Annotated in this window: 22 protein-coding genes and 1 pseudogene; 6 read left to right on the plus strand and 17 right to left on the minus strand. The window is 42.6% G+C overall.

What is annotated here, in order from left to right; genetic code table 11:
• Positions 1-7: 7 nt before the first annotated feature.
• From ACED28_RS17375 to ati1, 5 genes are all read right to left on the minus strand, one after another.
• The gene (locus tag ACED28_RS17375; RefSeq protein ID WP_371710352.1) at positions 8-988 is read right to left on the minus strand and encodes a T3SS regulon anti-activator ExsD domain-containing protein; all 981 of its coding nucleotides are present in this window, start codon (positions 986-988) and stop codon (positions 8-10) included.
• A 133-nt stretch (positions 989-1,121) separates the two neighbouring features.
• Positions 1,122-1,991 (minus strand): helix-turn-helix transcriptional regulator, encoded by an 870-nt coding sequence (locus tag ACED28_RS17380; protein ID WP_017100158.1) that lies wholly within the window; start codon positions 1,989-1,991, stop codon positions 1,122-1,124.
• A gap of 480 nt (positions 1,992-2,471) precedes the next feature.
• Positions 2,472-2,966 carry a YscW family type III secretion system pilotin gene (locus ACED28_RS17385; RefSeq protein ID WP_017096461.1) on the minus strand — a complete coding sequence of 165 codons (495 nt, stop codon included), beginning with the start codon at positions 2,964-2,966 and terminating at the stop codon, positions 2,472-2,474.
• Between the two features lie 809 nt (positions 2,967-3,775).
• Positions 3,776-5,263 carry a VPA0450 family T3SS effector inositol phosphatase gene (locus tag ACED28_RS17390; protein WP_017096459.1) on the minus strand — a complete coding sequence of 496 codons (1,488 nt, stop codon included), beginning with the start codon at positions 5,261-5,263 and terminating at the stop codon, positions 3,776-3,778.
• A 30-nt stretch (positions 5,264-5,293) separates the two neighbouring features.
• Positions 5,294-5,743, minus strand: coding sequence for an Ati1 family type III secretion system chaperone (gene ati1 / locus ACED28_RS17395; RefSeq protein ID WP_017096458.1), 450 nt, complete (start codon positions 5,741-5,743; stop codon positions 5,294-5,296).
• A 377-nt stretch (positions 5,744-6,120) separates the two neighbouring features.
• Between ati1 and ACED28_RS17400 the strand changes: the two are divergent.
• Positions 6,121-6,435 (plus strand): annotated as a pseudogene (locus ACED28_RS17400) (transposase); the annotation flags it as partial.
• A 381-nt stretch (positions 6,436-6,816) separates the two neighbouring features.
• On the opposite strand, the gene vopD reads toward ACED28_RS17400, so the two are convergent.
• The 12 genes from vopD to sctW are packed head-to-tail and all read right to left on the minus strand — an operon-like array spanning position 6,817 to position 16,544.
• Complete coding sequence (vopD, locus tag ACED28_RS17405) at positions 6,817-7,818, minus strand: type III secretion system translocon subunit VopD (protein WP_017096456.1); 1,002 nt, start codon at positions 7,816-7,818, stop codon at positions 6,817-6,819.
• 9 nt (positions 7,819-7,827) lie between these two features.
• Positions 7,828-9,027 (minus strand): type III secretion system translocon subunit SctE, encoded by a 1,200-nt coding sequence (gene sctE / locus ACED28_RS17410; RefSeq protein ID WP_017096455.1) that lies wholly within the window; start codon positions 9,025-9,027, stop codon positions 7,828-7,830.
• 3 nt (positions 9,028-9,030) lie between these two features.
• Positions 9,031-9,522 (minus strand): SycD/LcrH family type III secretion system chaperone, encoded by a 492-nt coding sequence (locus ACED28_RS17415; protein ID WP_017096454.1) that lies wholly within the window; start codon positions 9,520-9,522, stop codon positions 9,031-9,033.
• 12 nt (positions 9,523-9,534) lie between these two features.
• Positions 9,535-11,421, minus strand: coding sequence for a virulence-associated V antigen (locus ACED28_RS17420; protein ID WP_017096453.1), 1,887 nt, complete (start codon positions 11,419-11,421; stop codon positions 9,535-9,537).
• A 10-nt stretch (positions 11,422-11,431) separates the two neighbouring features.
• Positions 11,432-11,722, minus strand: coding sequence for an LcrG family type III secretion system chaperone (locus ACED28_RS17425; protein ID WP_017096452.1), 291 nt, complete (start codon positions 11,720-11,722; stop codon positions 11,432-11,434).
• Positions 11,723-11,762: 40 nt separating this feature from the next.
• Positions 11,763-12,197: an LcrR family type III secretion system chaperone gene (locus ACED28_RS17430; protein ID WP_017096451.1), complete on the minus strand. Its 435-nt coding sequence runs from the start codon at positions 12,195-12,197 to the stop codon at positions 11,763-11,765.
• Complete coding sequence (sctV, locus tag ACED28_RS17435) at positions 12,197-14,323, minus strand: type III secretion system export apparatus subunit SctV (protein WP_102249940.1); 2,127 nt, start codon at positions 14,321-14,323, stop codon at positions 12,197-12,199. The genes ACED28_RS17430 and sctV overlap by 1 nt, the downstream gene beginning before the upstream one ends.
• Entirely contained in the window at positions 14,307-14,645 is a 339-nt protein-coding gene (gene vscY, locus ACED28_RS17440; RefSeq protein WP_017096449.1) for a type III secretion system chaperone VscY, read from the minus strand. The genes sctV and vscY overlap by 17 nt, the downstream gene beginning before the upstream one ends.
• A 5-nt stretch (positions 14,646-14,650) precedes the next feature.
• A complete protein-coding gene (gene vscX, locus ACED28_RS17445) occupies positions 14,651-15,028 on the minus strand; it encodes a type III secretion system protein VscX (RefSeq protein ID WP_017096448.1) in 378 nt (125 codons plus the stop codon).
• Positions 15,025-15,399: a type III secretion chaperone SycN gene (sycN, locus tag ACED28_RS17450; protein WP_017096447.1), complete on the minus strand. Its 375-nt coding sequence runs from the start codon at positions 15,397-15,399 to the stop codon at positions 15,025-15,027. The genes vscX and sycN overlap by 4 nt, the downstream gene beginning before the upstream one ends.
• The gene (locus ACED28_RS17455) at positions 15,386-15,670 is read right to left on the minus strand and encodes a TyeA family type III secretion system gatekeeper subunit (protein WP_017096446.1); all 285 of its coding nucleotides are present in this window, start codon (positions 15,668-15,670) and stop codon (positions 15,386-15,388) included. Before ACED28_RS17455 ends, sycN begins: the two co-directional genes overlap by 14 nt.
• A complete protein-coding gene (sctW, locus tag ACED28_RS17460; protein WP_017096445.1) occupies positions 15,651-16,544 on the minus strand; it encodes a type III secretion system gatekeeper subunit SctW in 894 nt (297 codons plus the stop codon). Before sctW ends, ACED28_RS17455 begins: the two co-directional genes overlap by 20 nt.
• 186 nt (positions 16,545-16,730) lie before the next feature.
• On the opposite strand from sctW, the gene sctN reads away from it, so the two are divergent.
• From sctN to vscR, 5 genes are read left to right on the plus strand one after another with little or no spacing between them, the layout of a single operon-like run.
• A complete protein-coding gene (gene sctN, locus ACED28_RS17465; protein ID WP_017100265.1) occupies positions 16,731-18,053 on the plus strand; it encodes a type III secretion system ATPase SctN in 1,323 nt (440 codons plus the stop codon).
• Positions 18,050-18,511, plus strand: a complete 462-nt coding sequence (locus ACED28_RS17470; RefSeq protein WP_017096443.1) for a YscO family type III secretion system apparatus protein — start codon at positions 18,050-18,052, stop codon at positions 18,509-18,511. Before sctN ends, ACED28_RS17470 begins: the two co-directional genes overlap by 4 nt.
• 9 nt (positions 18,512-18,520) lie before the next feature.
• Positions 18,521-19,486 (plus strand): type III secretion system needle length determinant, encoded by a 966-nt coding sequence (locus ACED28_RS17475; protein WP_371710353.1) that lies wholly within the window; start codon positions 18,521-18,523, stop codon positions 19,484-19,486.
• On the plus strand, positions 19,486-20,451 hold the full coding sequence (sctQ, locus tag ACED28_RS17480) for a type III secretion system cytoplasmic ring protein SctQ (protein ID WP_029223742.1): 966 nt from the start codon (positions 19,486-19,488) through the stop codon (positions 20,449-20,451). The genes ACED28_RS17475 and sctQ overlap by 1 nt, the downstream gene beginning before the upstream one ends.
• The gene (vscR, locus tag ACED28_RS17485; protein ID WP_017096440.1) at positions 20,448-21,098 is read left to right on the plus strand and encodes a SctR family type III secretion system export apparatus subunit VscR; all 651 of its coding nucleotides are present in this window, start codon (positions 20,448-20,450) and stop codon (positions 21,096-21,098) included. Before sctQ ends, vscR begins: the two co-directional genes overlap by 4 nt.
• The last annotated feature ends 1 nt before the right edge of the window (position 21,099 follow it).

The following is a 21,099-nucleotide window of genomic DNA, read 5'->3' on the forward strand; positions in this document are numbered from 1 at the left end:
GTCCTATTTAAATCTGCCTGAGATTGTTACAAGCTTGCCCGCACTCATTGTTTTGAATATCAACGTAGTAATGATCCACTCTGCCAACGGTTTGCATATCTTGAAACCATTGCCAAATTTTAGCGACGGCATTTAGATCGCTAAACACAAGCTCACATGCATCCCAAATATCGCTCAGCTCAGGAGCTTGTACTCGAGCCTGGCTACACCATATTTTCCATTCAGATATAAATTTATCTGATATTCTACCGCACTCATATAAGCCCTTGAGTTTATCTAGAGTTGGCTTCCACTCTTCAACTAGTGCTCGATGAGATTCAATAACTTGATTTTGTTGCTCATTGAGAACGCGAAGTTGGTCATGCAATTCACTATGCTGATTCTCAATGAGATCCAACTGTTGTTCAGCAAAAAATGTGCTACTCGCTTCTCCGGACAATCTCATCCAATACTCTTTCTGAATACTCAGTTGATTGATTAACTGTTCAAGCTTGATGGAGTCTTGTAGCGCCCTCTGATCCGTTTGCTGATTGCACCATTCATTTAAGGTTAAATACATCGAAAGAATTAGTGTCTTAGGTGACGCTAGATTGAAGCGGTAACCTAATCGCTGATTAATGTAATCCAGTCTTTGTTCAAAAGAGTTCAACACCCGTTCGTCACTTAGTTGCCCACCCACTTCTAAGAAAAGGCGCATAGCAGAGCGGTCTAAACACGTTCCAAGCTTTTGATATGTTTTAATTAGCTGACTTGCACATAAACAATCAACAACATTACGATCAAGCAAGCGCTGCAGTAAAGACAATTGGTCGTAACTCAGAACACCTTCACTGAGTAGCTGTCTGTGGTTTACATTAACAACGTTAAGCTCTTGAGTTGATTTAGGTAAGCCCTCGTACCTTGCGCCTCGCTGCAATACAGTGACCTTCCTCTGCAGCACAATGTTGTTAGGAAAAAGCGAACGGCGTCGCCAATGCTGCTTTTTCATTTTAATCTTCTCCGTATCTACTTCGAGCAATCCAGAAGGAAGTAGAGATAATAGTTTTGCTCATCGTTACGCTGAGCATAATAGGGTTTACACCCGTTAATGCCTTTCAAAATTAGTCAGAAAATTTTAGTCGTCAGACATTTCGCTTAACAATTACTACCGGATCATCTCCAGAACGGACCTTACTTGGTGTCGTTCCAAAGCGACGACGGTAACTTTGTGTAAAGTAAGACTGGCTTGAAAACCCCGCTTCCATCGCAACATCGACAATGTTCATCTTGCTTGTGAGCAATAGTTTGTGAGCGTGTAATAAACGACGTTCACTGATCCAAGCTCTAGGGGAGATACCATAATATTCGTTAAAAAGCTCTTTAAACGTAGTCAGACTCGCACCAAACTCTTGAGCATAGTCTGTCAGTTTCCACTCTTTAAGATAATGAAGATCCATAAAGCGACGGAGTCTCTCTGAGGTTCGATTTGTCAGTTGTGATAACAACGCGTAGAGGTGTTCACCTTGGTCACCATGCAGTAACAAGATGAGCATTTCCTCATACTTTAAGCGCATAATAGCATCAGGAAAAGATTGCTCTTCTAGAGTATTAATCCCTAATAACGTCTGTTCTAACAATAAGTTTAGAGTAAAAGGGAATAATCCAGACTGTACATCCTCAACCTTTGGCAACGACATCAAAAGGTCACTATGCTTTTGCAATAGTTGACTCACCAGTTCATTGTCAAATTCGATAACCGAAGCCGCATATTGACCGCCTATCGGTGTGTATTCTAGTAAGTAATCCCCTTGAGAAAGATAAACCCCTCGACCAGCGACCACGTCTAGCGTACAACCCCCGGTTTGCACCCTCAATTGACCATTGTGAACGATAACAATATGAGACTGGCTAGAATGAAACACTTCATCGTATTTTTCATAGCAGCACGCACCATGAATTTTTCGCAAGTGCGAGTCGACCCTTTCGGCGTTTAGTCGGCCTAACACATCCATTTTCTACCCTTCATAATTTTAATTCCTCCAGTTCAAACAAGAGAAACTGTCGAAGCCAGCAGTGCGATTGCAAATGCAGACCGATTACCAATAAATAGTCCATAACACTACCATCCAACCCGAATAATAACGAATAACCAAGCGCTAACTTCGATAGCAAAAATAATTCTGGCAAAAAAGTATTTTTGATATCGTCGTGACATATTTTTGATAGTTAATTAGTATTTTCTAATTTTCAACTGGTGATACAAAAAGAAATTTTACATTAAACACATGAACGTGGTATTTTTAAAGTTCGCTTGATTTACATTCCAACCAATAAGTGCGACATGCTTTATTAAAGCACCTGGGGATAGCCATATATATTCAAAGGAACTGATGCTTACATAATAAAAAACCCAATGACCTTATTTTAAATATACCTAGAACTAGGATATCCTCCAACGCATTAAACATAATAATAAAGGAAAATATTACTTCCTAGTAATTATTATAAGCCTCTAGGTTTAAGTTGGTATATACACTGCCTTGCGTAAAGATATATCGCTCTTCCTTTTTTGCGATAATCTCACCTTGATAACGCAATATAGCGCGCACTTTCATCTCGCCATTTCCAGCTTGAATCGGAGCAATAACAAACGAGTATTGAACGGGTAACTGAACCCCTTGATACTCTTGTTGTAAAACAGTAAAACACTGACTATCTAAAACCTGACACACATCGACGCTTAGAAATGTACTCACTGGAGCGGTGTAATTATCAAACGTTATCCAACCAAATAGTGCTCCTTGAAGATGATTAGAAAACCCATTTGACACTGGGTTTTTGGTTGCACAACCGCTTAGCATCAATGCAAGGAATATTAAGCAATAAGAGTTCTTTTTCATAGGAGACAAGTATTCATCTAAATTGTCAGTGACAAAGTTATGGTTACCCATGGCATCAAAGCGGTTTAATCCAGTAATAAGGGGCATTTCGCTATACTCGCTATGGTTATCCGTTGTTATCTATCAAGGGCTGGAGCAATTTGACCACTGCAATTAGTATCATCAATACAGAGACCCCCCTTCGTATGGAGCACGCATAGCCTCTTTGCACGGTCGCGACTATCTACTTATGAAATACATCGTTTACTGGCACCATTTAGAAAAGGGCAATCGTTGCTTTGGCAGTTCGCCAAAGTAAATCAAGCAATCATGCTTCTCAAAAACATAACTGACCTCATCATATAATGCGCTGAACCCTCGATATGCAACATGCTTCCTATCCGTTCTTGCTAACTATCTATATTCTAATGAAATATCTTTATAAATAAAGGATGAACTCGATTGCATCACTTTTACACAAATCAATAAAATCAATAATTTAACAACAAACAAATAAAAAAAAAGTCCTAGATACCACTTAGTTTTATCCTTATTACCCGCCATCACTCACAACGAAGGGAATACATTTCTGTCGTAAACAGGTCTTGTTAGCTAAAGTTAACAATCCAAAATTATAATTTATTGACAGCAGACGACTTTGTTGCGTAATTCAGTTTTAACCACTCGTTAATCCTTTATATCGACAAATTCTTGAGTTTAAACTTCTTCTATCCAGCGAAAATTGAAGCGAGCCAAGGCGAGCAGATCATGACAAGAAACGAAATGCGTCAAACGCTTTTTGAGTATATATAGGTTGATTACTATCGAACGAAAAGGCAATCTTACGATCACCTTTTGTATTCATCATTCCTATTCATCTAGATAGATTCACAAATAGGTATTCTGGTGAGTCTATCTTAAAGGTTGGCAATGAACTGCTGGTTAAACTGAGCGTTTACTTTGCGGTTAAGCTGTTCGTATTTCTCGGTCAATTCAATTTGTTGAGTCTGTAGTTGACCGGTGGTCAGGTTAGCAGTGTGAAGCTGACGCATCTCTTCCATAAAGCCATTTGTTAGCTGGCTAAAGATGGCATCTTTGCCGATGATAAAGCTAGTGAAGTTCTCTTTTACAAACGCTTGTTCATCGCTACTCAAGTTTTCTAGACCAAGGCGAGCTTGATTCGCTGAGGTCACATCATCAAACGTCGCTTTTGCCGGATCAGTACCAGGATTTAAGTACGCTGCTTCATTTTTGAAGTCTTCTGCTGTATGTGTTTGTGCGTTTTCAATCAGCTTTTGAGAGGAGCCTCTTACTTCAAATGTAGACTGTACTGGCTTGTGGTCGCTGACATTATCAAACCCTTCAGTGATAACACTGGTTTCATGGTTTTGTAAGTTGCCTGTTTTATTTGTTAAGCCAGTATTATCGAGCTCACCGAAGTCAGGTCGGTCACGACCTTCTTTTTGTTTAATATTACCAGTGTGCTTATCAAGCTGCATGTAAGTGTGACTATTAAGAGGATTGAACTTAAAGCCATGCTTGGCTAAATGCGTATCATCATGTGCGACTGGATCGTACATCACATCAGAACCTTGAGCGGTGCGTTTTTCACGCTCATTCAGATCACCAGTGATCAGAACCTCTTCATGCGGTTTGCTCCCTTCCATCAACTTGTTACCTTCGAATTCACGTTTGACTTCTTTGTTAGAATCCAAGTGTGCAGAAATGACGTTTAGAGCTTGACCATTGATCTCTAGAGCCGTTTTTACGCCACCTTTGTTACCAGTGATACCCATGAAGAATTCCATGTTTCGACCACCGATACCATGACGGTATTCAGACTCTTTTTTGACGTTAATATCGACGCCGTCTTTTGCAAAAACGGACATTGAAGTGTAGCTAACACCTTCACCAAGACCTTTCGTCATAACTTTCATTTTGTTTTGACTCAGAAGGTTCATACCATCAAGTTCAAGATCGTTAGCAAGCAATTTAGACTCTTGTTCCGCAAACAAAACCACATCATAGTCACCTTTTTGAATCAGGTTCTGGAAGTAGTTCTTTGTGTCTTCCGGCATCTTTTGGTTTGCTTGGTTATAGGTCAAAGTTAAGACCTTAACGTTGCCGCTGCCTTCTTTTTTATGCAGTTGTTGATTCATCTGATTCAGCTTTAAATCACCGTTTTTTGAAGAATCGGCTTTACTAAAGAAACGATTAAAAAAGCTTCGGTTTTCTTTTTGTTTTAGAGTAACGTCACCATCGCTATTTTTAGTTACGCTGTACTCTTTACCAAATACAGAACCAAATTTAACGGTATCGCCTTCTTTGGCGCTACTTTTAATATTTTGAATATCTGCGAGGTCTAAATTACCTCGATGCTGGCTATTAATTTGAATTGTAGACATACATTAAACTCGTATTTTAAATAAGGGAACTTAAACAAAGATCCCAGCAGGAAGTGTTTCTGGGATTGTCTCTGCGTTATCCGCTTGTTCAATAAAATGGTGCCATTGCTCCATTCTTTCTAACAGTTGCTGAAAAGTGTTCTGCACATAATCTTGAGGTTTGTTTGAGAGAAAAATAACCTTGTAGCTCGTTAACCTTCGGCTATCGGGCATTAGACCGATACCGAAACCACCACGGAAAGGTTCCAGAGCATGTTCACCAATCGCGATAGCAATCGTTTCTGGAAGAGGGGTTGGCAACTCCACAGGGCTGGTGAGAGACATGTGTAAGCTAATGGTGGTTTCGTTCTTAAATACGGTTAAGAAAAGTGCTTCATCATGATTATTCGTATCCGATGATAACTCACATTGAAATAATCCGTTTTCATCAAAATCCACGCCGTTACCTAAAAAACTGATACTTTCCTGATAAATATCCATTGTGTTCCTTCTGTGTATTTTTCTGAGGGTTCTTATTCGTAGTGAGAAGAATTATAAAGATGAGGGAATGGCAAGATATTAAATACGGGCGGAAGTTTTTATACTCAATGAACTTTAAGAGGCTTTGATGCTTAATTTAGTTTAGAGACAGAGTCGCACCGTTTCGTGTGCTTCTTAGTCAATACGACAAGTTTTATAACCCAGTAAGCTTGTTCAACGCTTTGCTCATCGCATAAGTTTCACCCACCTGTGCATTGTAATTTCTTAAGCTCATCGTCCTCCTAGTAACAGAGAATGAATGCATTGTTGCTTAAATCAGTTGAACCTTTTCCAAGTCTTGTGATCTGATCCTTTATGGTAGTTAGAACGGTGGTGACATGGGTAAAGCGGAAAAGAAGATAACTAACTGGGCGGAATACAATAAGGCTCTGTGCAAGCGTGGTAGAGGTTTCCAGTATTCTGATACCGCGATTGAAACTGCCTTGATGATTAAGGGGATCTTCTATCCGCCATTACGTGCTCTTCAAGGCTTTATTGATTCTATCTTTGAGCTATTGGATGTTCCACTGACGTCCCCTGACTACACCTGTATCAGCAACCGTTCGAAGACAGTTCAGGTCAAATATCGCAATAAATCCAAAGGAGCTATTCGCCATATAGCGATTGACTCGACTGGTCTCAAAGTTTTTGGCGTCGTTGAACCTCAAACTGATTTGATCAACAACGCCGAGAATGAGTGGATTCCATACATCGCGGAAAATCTAAAGTAAAATGGCTATGAACTTATGCTAGGAGTGGGTTTTATTATTGGGTTGATAATCGCAACAAAGCGTAGATAAGCGTGTCAATGATCTCCTCAAGGAAGAGTTCTTGCTGACTCAGGACAAAAATCTTAACGAGTTAAAACGCTTATTGAAGAGTTGATACATACGTCTAACGAAATTAGGCGGCATTTCAGTCTAGGTGTGAATTTGCCAAATAAAATGCATGAAAAAAGCCAGTAACTTGCATTACTGACTTACTAAAAATTGCCAACCTACTTTAGAAGAAGGGGACTCTAATCCGCAGTGGTTTTAAACGGTAGGAGCAGATGCTCGCCATGCTTGGTTTTGGCTATCAGCAATTGAGCGAAACAGATCCCGCAGCTCTTTAAGCATACTATCTTGAAAACCAATATTTTCGTCAGCTTTCTGTTTCAATGCTTGTGCACGTGTCGCTAGAACTTCATCTTCTTTACCGCGAGCCTGAGCTTTAGTTTGCTCTACATTTGATGCTGAGTTTGCCATCTGACTAAGAGACTGAAGAATCGAATTTCGCGCTTGATTAGAGGTGGTAGCTTTGTCAAACTTTCGCCCCCCTTTTGTCAATTTATCAGTCAAATTACCAAGACGGTCTTGCCCGACATCCTGAACACGCTTTAACTGTTGCTGTTGAGTTTTCGATAACCCACCATTGTTCAACAAATCATTAGCCTTATCTACACCAGCTTTTTGTGTTTTCAGTAATGTATTAGTCGATGCTTCCGCTTTAATTTGTTTACCAGCTTTAGCAGAACCTATTCCGCCCAAAATTGCCGTTACACCGGCTAGAACTCCTGAAACTACAGCCATTGCGATCATCGCTTTAGCAGATTTATTTAGCTCTTGTGCTTGACTCTTAAGGCTCGCTACATTCGCTTCAACCGCGATTTCACGTTCAAGTGTTTGTTGTTCTCGGCTTAACTTCGAAACTTGGTACAGTAAGGTCATCAAAGCAAGAGATTCCGAAACCGTATTTGACGATGATTGAGTTCCAGATTGACCATGAAGTGCTTTTTCTAGGGTTTTCATAAGCAGATTTGCTGTTGGTGCCAAAGCGGTCATCAGCTTTTCAACCACGCGAGCTTGTTCTCCACTTTTCGGCGCTTTAGGTCTTTCCAAAAGATAATGTTTAGCACCTGACACCGCCGTCTCATCGTTACCACGAACCGCTGCTTCGGTTTTTGTCTCGGGGGCTTTTTCAACCTTAGTCGTTTTATCTATCTCACCCAAACCGTATAGATCTGCATTCCCAGTCTTACCAATTTTATCTAACATAAATTCTCCTTAAACCGTCGCTGGACGATTCATTACCGTTTCCATCGTTTCGCTTTTCGCCTGAATCATCTGCATGATGACATTCATCAACTCTTGGAAACCTTCCATCATCTTAGCGATTTCTTTTTTAAGCTTATCAATAACCGATTGAGTCAGCACCTTCTCCGCTTTCTGCTGAGTAAGATCCGCATTAATTTCTGTCACTTTAGCTTTATTATTGGAATGAACACTATCGGCAGAGCCTTTACCAACATTAGAAAGAAGATCTAATGACTCTGCAGCAAATCGAATACCTTTAGCTGTCGTCGTGGCTGCTTTAGAACCCATATCTGCAACTTTTGCCATATTAGCTGCCGCTTTAGTCGCAATATCAGTGATTTTTTGTGCTACTTTACTGGCACTTTTCCCCGCCAATTTAGCAATACCGCCCGCAGCCGCGCCGCCAAACGTCACAACAGCCCCAATAACCGCAACCGCAATCTCTAAAGCCATCATAACTTTGCTGAGAGCATCGACATTAATGCCAGCTTCTTTCATTGCATTTTGAACAGCTGGTTCTTGCATAGCCATACTGACTACACCCAATACACCACCGGCAATCATTAGTGCACCAGCTGCTGCTCCAACACCAGTTGCCACCATTACAGCGCCCACTATAATCGAAACTGCGGCACTGACCCACCCAAATATCTTGGAAACCAGACCCGATTTTTTCGCTTCTTTAGCCGCAGCTTCAGACTCTTTGAGTTTTTGTTCGTTATCCTTTATTTCTTGTTCGTGTTTCGCTTTCGCTACTTTTACTTCTTGGATCTTAAGCTTGTTTTGTACGCTCTTCAGTTTGTCTGTGATAGCAGCTAGCTCTACCTCAAAGTCATCGGCTGACCCTGCCAGGATTTTCACTGCTAGTGAGCCCGTGTTGTCGGCGACCGCATGTAAAACCTTGGCAATCGAATCAACGATTTTTTGTAGTTGATTCATGGCTTTCAGCGTTAATTCATTGACCTTATCGCTAACTGCAGCGTTCGGTGCATCAAGCTGAACTTTAACTTTACCAGTGTTCGGTACTTCAGATTTTTTACCTTTTACGTTTTCAACCGTTACTGAAGCTGACACGTGAGATGCAGTCTTAGTAACCTTATCTAACATTGTTTGACCAGAATCCGGTAAGTATGCCTGACTCTGAGTGCGGTCTAGTGCGATAGAATTCATATTCTAGTTACTCCTTTTGTTTTTCACCGCTTCTAACATGATGCCTGCGCGTTGATGCAAATCTGCATACTCTGGTTTTCCGGCAGACATCCCCTTCGCGCTGTAAAACCCACTCTCTGCCTCTGTTAATTGCTCAAGTTTTAGGTAACACTCTGCAGAGTGGAAAGGTGGGCGTGGGTCATTAATATCTACAAGCGCTGCATAACTGTAGGCGTCAATCGCCTGCAGGTACTCACCCAGTTCTTGACGAGCAGCTCCTAAACCAATAAAAAATCGTGCTTGGTAGTGGTCAAGCATGCTAAGCAGTTGGAATATCTTACCGGCTTGCTCTATTTTTCCTGATTGGAAAAAATTGAATCCAACAGCGTAAATGTGCTCAATGGTATCTGCTGATACATCGTGCAGCATTTTTAACGTTCCACCTTCCTCAAGAAACGAAAGGAGTTCCTCTGCTTGCATTTGAGATGGGTCAGTTACCGGGTTTTGTGTAGTCATGGTTATTTATCCTTAAATCGCTCGTAGGATTGCTTGCAAAATATTGTGGTACTTTTGAACAAATTTGTTCATAGCTTCAACAGTTGCGTTGTATTGGGAACTGATGTCGCTTAACGCAGTAGTTTTTAACTGTACAGAATCGTTAATTGGCTTCGACTTACTTGAAACCGAGCTAGAAAAATTACTAAGGTATTTGTTATCTGTATTGTTATAATATACATCGCGACTAACAGTCACTCCTGCATGCTCTAAAAATTGTTTGTGAGTAAAGTATTTAACTCCATCAGAACCAACCCTTGGAGTGATATGTTTTTCTAAATACTTAAACTCCTTACCTTTTTCAAACTTTTGTTGAGTCTCATATCCGAAATGTTTATAAGTAAAATGCTGCCTGTCTGGATAATAATGCCCACCACCAGTACTTGAGTTAATTATCTCCGATAACTTTGTACTGATGGTAGTCTGGACTTGACCAAATATTTTTAGTTTAGTCGTAAGCTCTTGGAGTTCCTCTTTCTTCTCGTTACGCTTTTCAAGACGGTTCACTCGACGCTCATTTAAAGAAAACAGCACGCGCTCATCAAAACGATCGCCAATAGTCGAATCAATCACAGATAACAAATCACGAGAGGTTAACGAGTGCTCAGCTTTAACATCTGCTTTCCTTTGACCGTCAGTCCCTACCGTTATTTTCTTTTCATCTTCTGTGATTTTACTTAAACGAGCTTTCAGAGCGGCTAGGTTACTCATCATTTTTTTATGACGAGTGGCAAAGTCGATACCAACATCTTTCCTCAACATCATTTTTTCAAACTGAAATCTTATATCTCGTGCTGTATGCTGTTTTATTTGGTCAACCTGTTGTTGTGGAGTTTGGAACTTCTGCACTTCGTGAAGACTGCTATAAAAGGCATCGACTTGAGTGTTTATAAGACTCACAGCCATATTCGAGAATAAGCTAGAGAGCGTTATATCCGTAGATGAGCTCCTTAGCTTTGCAATTGCCGCATCAAGTACTATTTGCAGCTTACTAACCGAACCTGCTCCATAAGCATTTGCGTATTGACCTTTTACTTGGTTCACCAGATCGTTCAGCCCTCCTCTAAGCTCCTGCTTAGACATACCTGGAAGCCAAGTGATTTTATTTGCCAAAAGTTGTGCATCACTGCCACTTAGCGTAAGACCTGCATTATTTAAAGATCTAGTAAGCTGTGCTAAAACTGCTGCTTTGAAGCTTTCTTTCGTTAATAAATAATCCGAGTTATTTAGCTCGTTGATGTCTACCGAACCTAGATTGCGAAATGCATTACGCAAAAAAGAAATAGCGTTCTCACGAACCTTACTAGAGCTCATTTGCTGAGAAAGTGAATTTATAAACACACTGATCTTCGCAGTAGCTTGTTTAAGTGCATCGGCATCTAAGTTAGCTATTTGTTCTTCTTGGGTACTCTGGCTTCCTAAGCGGAACTGATTGATAAAGTCTGTAGGGAGCGAATTGTCTACCTTGTCACTTAACTGCTTTTCGAACCAAGTTCGGAATTGGTAAGTAAGTGTTTTGTTGACTCCGTTTACCAAGTCTTGAGGTGAAATCTGACCATTCACCGCTTGATTTTGCAACGATTTCATCCAATGAGCAGCAGTATCAACTGCAGCAGTGCCAGTAAATGCTGCTTGTTTTTCTAGTAGTTTCCTCAATGAATTGGCATAAAGATCAAGGCTATCTTGTTCACTACGCCCTAACACCTTAGGCAATTGACTAATCAACGCCTTCAACTTAGCCGCATTTGGCTCCCCTAAAATATTAGCCAATTTATCAGCTAAACGATCCTGAAATGAGGTCTGCGGCTCTGGTCGAGGTCCTACCCCACCTACTGGGTTTCTTCTGTTTATATCCGTCATTTAAAAACCTTTAAATTACTATGCCACGAAGTAACACAGGCCGCTTGCGCCTAGAGCCTTCGGCATTAGTGCCGTGGAGCGGATGTTGTTGTTGTCTGCGGCGTTGTACTTCCTCGAGCAATTCATGTTCTGCTTGTTTCATCAGTTTGGGATCGGCGTTTAACCCATCAAGCAGAATATTTCCTGCTACTGGACCAACACCTAATCCTTCAAGTAGTTCATTGAACACTTCAGCTCTGTCATCTGCAGTAAGGATAGCAAGTTCTGATTTTTCAATGGTTTCGGTAAAGGGTTGCTTCATCTTGATACCTATATTAAAGCGAAGCATCTATTAGATGCTGTCAGTAACAGTCGAGAGTTTTTACTTTCTTTCTCTTTTTAAGTGGGCGGTAGTCACTCAGGCGCAAGTAGTACCAATCATCTTGTTCATCGTGACTCGCACCACAGGCTCCCAAATAGAATTGCGCTAATCTTTGGTTACTCATATTGCTACCACGCAATACGTCAACGTTGCCACGAATGATCCAGTTGAGTGGGTACAATCGGATAGCATGTTCTGCGAGTAAAAACAGTGCAGAGAAAGGATTGCTCAAACCTTGGTTTGGAGTAATTCTTCGCAACAAAACGATGATAATTTCACCATCGTCTACTCGGAACACGAGCTCCATACCGTCGTATTCGTAGCGATGGCCAAGTAAGATAGTGCTTTTCTGCCAGAAATAAGGCCTCACTTTGATTCCTGACGTCACTAAAGACTGACTGAGTACACATGCCATTACATTCCCACCCTGCCTAAAGGTTGAATATTAATTTGTTGCGTTAGTTCTTGAAAAGACAGCACTGGCAGATCGTAGTATTCAGATTCAATCAATTTTCGCACGTAACGGCGTACGTCCATTGACACCACTAACACTGGTTTATTTGGCATACGGCTCAAATCACCAACTGCTTGCTTAACGTCGCTGACAAACTGTTGAGTAACGGAAGGGTCAAGCGCTAAGTAACTGCCCGACGAAGTCTGACGAATACCGTTACGGAGCATATCTTCCAAGCTCTGATCTAACAGGTATGCTGGCAACATATTTTGACCGCTGGCGTACTTGTAACAAATATAGCGTTTCAAACTTGAACGGATGTATTCAGTCAACTGAACCACGTCTTTTTCTTTTTGTCCCCACTCCACCATTGCTTCTAAGATCACTCGTAAGTTACGAATAGAAATATCCTCAGAGACAAGGCGTTGTAGGATTTCCGTCATTTTTTGCAAAGGCACAATACGCTGTGTCTCTTTTACTAATTCGGAATAACTGCCTTCCATTTGCTCTAGCAAATAACGAGTCTCTTGGATACCGATAAAATCTTGGGCGTACTCTTTTAGCACATGAGATAGGTGGTAAGTCAAAATACGGTCGGGAGTTAAAAAGCCCACTTGGCTGTTTTCTAGTTTTACTTTATGACTGTGGTCTACCCAAATACTCGAAATTCCCGGTAGAAAATCGTCATCTTTCTCGTAAGGTATACCAAGCAAATCGATCTGCTCATTATCTTCTGTCACCAGCAGTTTTAAGCTTTGAATCCGACCGCGGGCAACTGGCACTTCTTGCAATTGAATCAAGTATTCACCGTTGCTCATCCCTTCGTTAAATCGTAAGTGAATCCCCGGGAACGGCACGCCGAGATCTAGGTACAACGCTCGTCTTACTCGTGCGAGCTCATCATTCAAAGCGACGGCTTCTAAGCTCTCTTGTAAGCGAGCATCCAAATCGATTAGCAGCGGTACCGTCATAGCGAACTCTTCTTGTTCACCTAGTTTTCCTTTGCTGTTGCGCTGAGGTGCCGCTTTGTTCGATTTGGCGGCTGGCGAGCCCGCGCCTTGGGCAACAAAACTTGGTAAGTCGGCACTGCTTAATTTACTTTGTTGTTTTTTGTTATGGAGTAAGAAAAAGCCGCCACCACCGACTACAATAGCAAGAACAAAGAAGGTAACCTTCGGGAAACCGGGAATAAGCGCAAACAACACTAGCAACACACCGCCAATCAACAAAGCTCTTGGTTGTGCTGTAACCTGTGCTCCGATATCTGAGCCTAGGTCAGAGGACTCTTCATTCGAAACGCGCGTCACAATAATACCGGCAGTAATCGCGATAAAGAGAGCCGGAATTTGCGATACCAGGCCATCACCTACGGTCAAAACAGCAAATAGCTCCAATGCTTCCGACGCTGACATGCCTTTTTGAGTCACACCTATGGTTACACCGCCAAGAATATTCACCACGATTATCACCAGACCAGCAATAGAGTCTCCTTTTACGAACTTCATCGCCCCGTCCATAGAGCCGTACATTTGGCTTTCTTTTTCAATCACTGAACGGCGATGACGCGCCTCATGAACATCGATTACCCCGGCGCGCATATCGCCGTCTATACTCATTTGCTTACCCGGCATCGCATCAAGGGAGAATCGAGCACTGACTTCCGCTACCCTTTCTGAACCTTTAGTAATCACCATAAACTGAACGATTGTGATGATCAGGAAAACTACGATGCCCACGACCAGGTTACCACCCACGACGAAGTTACCAAAGGTAGAAACGATTTGACCAGCATCACCTTGCAGCAGGATAAGTCGTGTTGTAGTGATAGAAAGTGACAAGCGAAATAGTGTAGTGATCAACAGAACCGCTGGGAATGCAGAGAACTCTAGGGGGGATGTAATGTAGATAGCAATCATCAATAAGACGACCGCTATACTCATGTTGGTACCGATAAGTACATCCACCAATGTCGTAGGTAAAGGCAAGATCATCATAAAGACGATTGCCAGTAGCATCACGGCAAGCATGATGTCTTTACGCTGCCCAACCTTGTTAATAATATCGATCAACTTATTCATTTGGTTCACTATTTAGAGATTTTATATAACAGCGATGAGCGCGGCGCGCGCCCTCAACATCATCTTGTTTCCAGCGGGCTTGGCTAAGACAAAACCATAAACCAGCTTCATTAGAGTTGTTGGCTTCCAACAAGCTTTCGCACAGTTCGATTGAACGAGCGTACCGCCCTAAATCCAGGCATGCTACCGCTAATGTTTGGCGAGCTTCTTTATGCTGAGGTTCGATTTCCAACAGCGCTTCGAGTAACATAATTGCTTGTTTAGGTTTTTTATATTGAACTTGGAGAGCCCCGTGGATAAGCAATAGCTCCACATCTTTTGCTTGTAACATGGGAGTTAAACCTGAATCAGTAGATTCAACGCCATGGTGAGATAACGTTGATCTAATTGAGTAGTTTGCAACGTTTCCGCTGCTTGAGTTAGCGTATGAGAACCATTTTTCTTCGCCAAGTCTTGAAGTCTTTGCAGAGTTATATCAAACTGCTGACGGTATTTTTCTGGGCGAAGTAAGTCTGTATGTGTAATCTTTGGCTTAGCGAGTGGCATCAAGTACTGCTCTGAAGGGCGAAGTTCATACAATTTCTCTAGGTGCGTCGCGATGGCTTGACCGTCAGGTAGCAGTTGAAAACGTTGTGGAAAGTCGCTTTCGACTTGCTCAAGAGAGATATGAGCAAAACTTTCAATACCAACGTTTAATGTACTAATCCGATTCATGAGTTCACCACGTCGTTATGCAAACGAACTAGCAACGCGAATGCTTGTTCTATGGTTGGTAAGGTAACTTCATCGCCTTCAATTTGCGCTGAGAAAACTAACGCTTGTTCATCGAACAGCCCAGTTTTAATAGTGAATGGCCACCCTTGCCCTGAATGACAAAAGCTCAGTGCCTTTTTAATTGACTCATTAGATTGATGCCATGGCAGCGCTTTTACCAACATAAGAAACAAACAATCCTGATATTTCTCAAGGTACAAGGTGCCGCTTTGTTCAAAGCTCAACTGAACACGTCCAGCCGACGAGAAATTTACGGCTTCAAGCCCCATTCCTCGGCAAAAATCATCCACTGACGCATCAATCCAATTCATCGTTCCAAATTTCCTCTTCTTCTAAATCAATCGCTTCATCAAGCACTTTTTGTATTGCTTGTATTAGGTTTTGCCGCTGTTCTTCGTCGTTAAACACATCAATGGAAATATGCCGAACTAAGTTGTGCAGTTCTCGTAAAAAACTAATTTGTCGCTCAATGGCCCCCAACTTCATGGCGTTCACTAAGTTCCATATCTCTTCGCTTCCCACCCAGCGCTGCTCAACTAAGTCGATGACATCCGACATTAAATCAGTAACTTGATAAGCCATGGCTTGCCTGCTGAGGTTTAAACATCTGATAGATATTACTAACTTGATCTTGAAGGGTATTCAGCGTCTTAAGTTTTTGCATATCTGACATCAAAAGCTGCAGCTTAACCGAATCAATATTACTGCCTTGAACACTTAAATCTGCACTCATACCTTGCAACATAAAGTCGACGGCGGTGGACACCTCTTTTTCACCAAATCGCTCAACCACATCCTTGTATGCCGAGCCTAAGCCTTGGTAACTGTGTACTGTGTCACGATAGAAACCGCGTAGTTGGTGCAAACTGCTAAAGTCTTGCTCTTTGCTATATTCATCAGCAAAGCTCGACACACGAATCTCGGTATCAATCTGAGACCAAGAATCTGGATTTTGCTCAAAGTTCAGAAGGGCTTGGTCAATCAGCGCCAACAGATTCTTACTTTCTGGGTTCGCTCCGAGAAACTTTTTTACCGCCTTTAATGCAAGGTACTGGTGACTCTTCTCTTCAGAAAAGCCATTAAGGTAAGCTTGTAGCTGCGCGATCGTTGATAAGTTGCCACCCGCCATCTTGGTAGCAAGGTCTTTGATCTTTTGGTTCTTCTCAAGATCAGGAACTTTCCTTAAATATTCAGACACCAACTCATGAGCTTCATTAACCCGAAGACCACCATCTTTTACTTTACGTTTGGTTAGATCTTTTTCTGCTTTTTCTGAGCCTAATGACGTCAGCTCCTCCATTGCGTCAAATAATGATTGAGTAGCATTGTGTACTCGGACGCTCTCGCCTCGATAGTTTCCACCAATTGACTCCCCAGAACGTACGTACTCATGACCGCTTCGAATTGGCGTGTCAAACTTGTTACCCGTTGCAATTTGATTGTTGATAATACTCACTCATTTGCACTCCTTTCGTACAATATGACTTGAGTGTAAATGTTGTATTTGCAATAGGCTGTCAAAATCAGACGTGTTTTTTTAGGGCATTTTTAGTTTTCTAAAAACTCCCGACCAATAGTCACTATAAATACTGCCCCATCCTTTCTACTCTATCACTACCAGTTATTACGCATATTTCCTAAATTGAACGATTTCTCATACATCACCGAAACGCAACAATCTGCTATCAAACAAACTCGTTTGATACAAATCCGCGGCCGAGTTACTCAAGTTACTGGCACCATCATCAAAGCCGTGGTTCCTGGTGTTCGTGTTGGGGAACTTTGTGAGTTGCGCAACCCTGATCAAACCTTGTCGCTTCTCGCGGAAGTGGTTGGTTTTCAGCAACATCACGCGTTACTTACTCCACTTGGAAACATGCTTGGTATTTCCTCCAACACCGAAGTGAGTCCACTTGGAAAAATGCATGAAGTAGGCGTTGGCAACCACTTGTTAGGTAAGGTACTGGATGGACTGGGTCGCCCGTTTGATGGCACCCAAAATAAAGAACCGAGTGCTTGGTATCCAGTTTACAAAGATGCACCGCCACCGATGCAACGAAAATTGATCGAAAATCCCATCTCCATGGGGGTTCGTTCGATAGACGGATTACTCACCTGCGGCGAAGGACAAAGGATGGGTATTTTTGCCGCGGCTGGTGGTGGTAAAAGTACCCTACTCGCCAAGTTCATCCGCTCCGCTGACGTTGATGTCACAGTTCTCGCCCTTATCGGCGAAAGGGGGCGTGAGGTTAAAGAATTTATCGAACACGACCTTGGTGAAGAAGGCATGACAAGGGCGGTGTTAGTCGTAGCAACCTCAGATAGACCTGCAATGGAACGTGCCAAAGCTGCGTTTGTGGCCACCTCCATCGCAGAGTACTTCCGTGACCAAGGTAAACGCGTCCTACTGCTTATGGATTCTGTCACTCGCTTTGCCCGAGCTCAACGTGAAATCGGCTTGGCAGCAGGTGAACCACCAACACGACGAGGTTATCCGCCTTCTGTTTTTGCTGCATTGCCAAGACTGATGGAACGTGCTGGCCAATCAGACAAAGGCTCCATCACCGCTCTGTACACCGTACTTGTAGAAGGTGACGATATGACAGAACCAGTTGCCGACGAGACCCGATCAATACTTGATGGTCACATTATTCTTTCTCGGAAACTGGCCGCAATGAACCACTACCCAGCCATTGACGTGCTTCGTTCAGCAAGCCGTGTAATGAACCAAATCGTGGATAAAACTCATCAAGCATCGGCAGCTCATATGCGTGAAATGCTGGCAAAATATGAAGAAGTTGAACTGCTGATTAAAATTGGCGAATACCAACATGGTGCTGATAACCGCGCGGATATGGCCATTGATCAAAGTGATGATATCCGAGCGTTTTTACGTCAAGGCACACACGAAACAAGTGAGCTCGACGAAACCGTGACTCAGTTACAAGGACTCGCGGGCTTATGATCGAGCAGTTACTAGAGATCAAAACGATTCGTGCCGAGCGAGCTGACAGTGCAGTTCAGCAGCAAGAGTACCGAGTCAACAACGCCCTCTCTATAAGGCGAAAATCCGAGCAGTCCGTAGTCGATTATCACCAATGGCGAAAAGAAGAAGAAGAGCGACGATTTACCAAAGCGAAGCAGAAAATGGTGGTGCTAAAAGAACTCGAGATATTGCGACAAGAAATCGCACTATTGAGGGAAAGAGAAGCCGATTTAAAGCAGCGAGCCGCTGAAGCCAAAAAAGTATTGGAGCAAGAAGCTCAACGGCTCAAAGAGAGAAAAAAAGAAGCAATCGCCGCTCATAAAACCAAAGAAAAATTCATTCAGCTAAACGAACAAGAAATCGCTGAACAAATACGTCAAGTGCAGTACCAAGAAGAGCTCGAACAAGAAGAGTTTCGTAGTGCCATTGTTTCATAGAAGGTAAAAATGCGAGTCAAACACGATCACCCAGACACAGCAGGATTTCCCAAAAAGGTTCGACAGAGTCCCGCGACTAACGTCTCGGAAGAACTTGAGTCTATCTTTAACAATGCTCTGAAGCCTAAAACTCAGCCAGCCAATCTTCAGCAAAAGAGTGCCAAAGACCAAGCTGATTCAACGGATTCAACGGTTTCAACGGATTCAACGGATTCAACGGATTCAACGGTTTCAACGGATTCAAGCGCATCTCTTGATGGCTTGTATCTCGATCCCAAAGACATTATTGACGGTTTCCCAAAAGGCTTGAATACTCAACCAGCGCCAATCCAGTTTGATGGTAAAGCCGCTACCTCTGTGCAAAACGTCTTGAATGGTCAGCGACTAAAGCCCGATACGACAGTAAAAGAAGCGGTAACCTTAAGTAACGCGCAGATTAACACAGAAGCGAAAGCTACGTTGTCCGCATTTGAAGAGAAGCTAAAACCCTTAAAGCGCATTGATTTACATCATTCAACCTCTGAAGTGGGCACCAAACTGCACTCGGCGGCGAATATAAACCAACCGACTACTCAAGGTGATGTGATCCTAAAGAGTATGGAAGCGCAAACACCTCGCAGCTCGGCAAGAAACGTGAACGATCTGATTAGTAAGTTGGTCGAAAAGATCTATGTTTCTCTCCCAACAGCGAACGAGAAGGAGGTCCGACTGTTTCTCAATGAAGGTCAATTGAAAGGTGGTGAGATCTCCATTAAGCACGACAGTTCTGGTTACAGCGTCTTAATTAAACAAGAGCATGCCCTTTCGCTAATCAACCCAAACGCTAAACAAGAATTGGTTGAGCGCTTACAACGCTTGGGGATTGAACAACCGATTCGAATCTCAATCAGCGAGCAAATGAACCAACAACAAGATCAACAACGTTCTCGACAACAACGCAGTATTTATGATGAATGGAAGCCTGAGGACGAATGATGATACTTAATTTCCCTAAAGTCGACGCATCAAGCATCTCGCTAAGCAATCAACTATGTGCGAAACAATGCCACTTTCAAGATAGCCTGAGCAACAGCCTGTCGGTTACGCTAGGGCCAAAACCTCAATTTACTGGCTATCGTTTGGCGTTATTCATTGGAGGGCAAACGATCAAAATAGATTTTTGTGGTGCGCAATTACAGTTGTGGTTACATGACATGCTTGACTCAACGGCTTTTGAATCACTACCAAACTCATTGCAATTGGCGTTACTCAATAGCCAGATTGAACCATACACCGATGTGATTAAACGTCTTTTTGGGCAGCTTCCTGTCTTAAGCAAGTTACAACCTCTTGAACAGCAAACTCAGCAAGAGAATGTATTGATGCTCACCATCAACCGTGATGACGCATCTCTTAGCCTCTGGGTGCATGAAGGTCGAGATGTGCTACTTGGCGCGTTGCCACAAGCACCATCTTACCTAAGTCAAAATATTGCACTACCATTCTGGTTGAGTTTTGGCAAAACACGTTTGGCAGTCAGCCAATTCGAGCAACTGGAATTGGGGGATGTGGTGTTTTTCGATGATTGCCACATCGCACAACATCAAGTGCTCTTTCAGATATCCAATCAAAACCTTTGGCGATGCCAACTCGACGAAACCATACTCCACATCCTAGATAAAGAAACCAATATGAACGATATCAATAGCTCTGAAGTACTTACCGACCACAAGCAACTGCCAATTGAACTCACTTTTGATGTTGGTCAGCAAACCATAACTTTAGAACAACTTAACGCGCTACAACCTGGCTTTACCTTTGAGCTTAACCAGCCAATTTCAAACCCGGTCACTATGCGAGCAAACGGAAGAATTATTGGTGAGTGTGAACTTGTGAGCATCAATGAACGCTTAGGTGTTCGCGTTCTCGAATTGTTTGGCGGTAGTCAGGAGCCAGCATGATCCAGTTACCTGATGAACTGAACCTAATCGTCACGCTCGCCCTACTTGCTTTGGTTCCTTTCATTGCAATGATGGCGACCTCTTTCGTAAAGCTTGCTGTGGTGTTCTCTCTATTGAGAAACGCACTGGGTGTACAACAAATACCACCCAATATGGCGCTGTACGGATTGGCGATAATTTTGTCGATCTTCATTATGGCACCAGTAGGATTTGAAACCTACGACTACGTTACACAACATGAAATATCCCTAGAAGATTCCGACAGTGTTGAAGGGCTGATTGAAAGCGGACTGCAGCCATATCGAGAGTTTTTGAAAAAACACATCCGTGAAACTGAAACGGTGTTTTTTACCGATGCTGCGAGAACCTTGTGGCCACAGAAGTACTTCGACCGCTTAGAGTCAGACAGCTTATTGTTGTTACTCCCCGCCTTCACGGTCAGTGAACTAACTAGGGCATTTGAGATTGGTTTCTTGTTGTATCTGCCCTTCATCGCTGTCGACCTAATCGTGTCCAACATCCTACTGGCAATGGGGATGATGATGGTATCGCCGATGACAATTTCGCTACCATTCAAACTACTGCTTTTTGTGTTACTTGACGGTTGGACCAAGCTAACTCATGGCTTAGTACTCAGCTACGGATAGT

This window comes from Vibrio sp. 1F253, from assembly GCF_041439295.1.
Lineage (GTDB): Bacteria > Pseudomonadota > Gammaproteobacteria > Enterobacterales > Vibrionaceae > Vibrio > Vibrio tasmaniensis_A.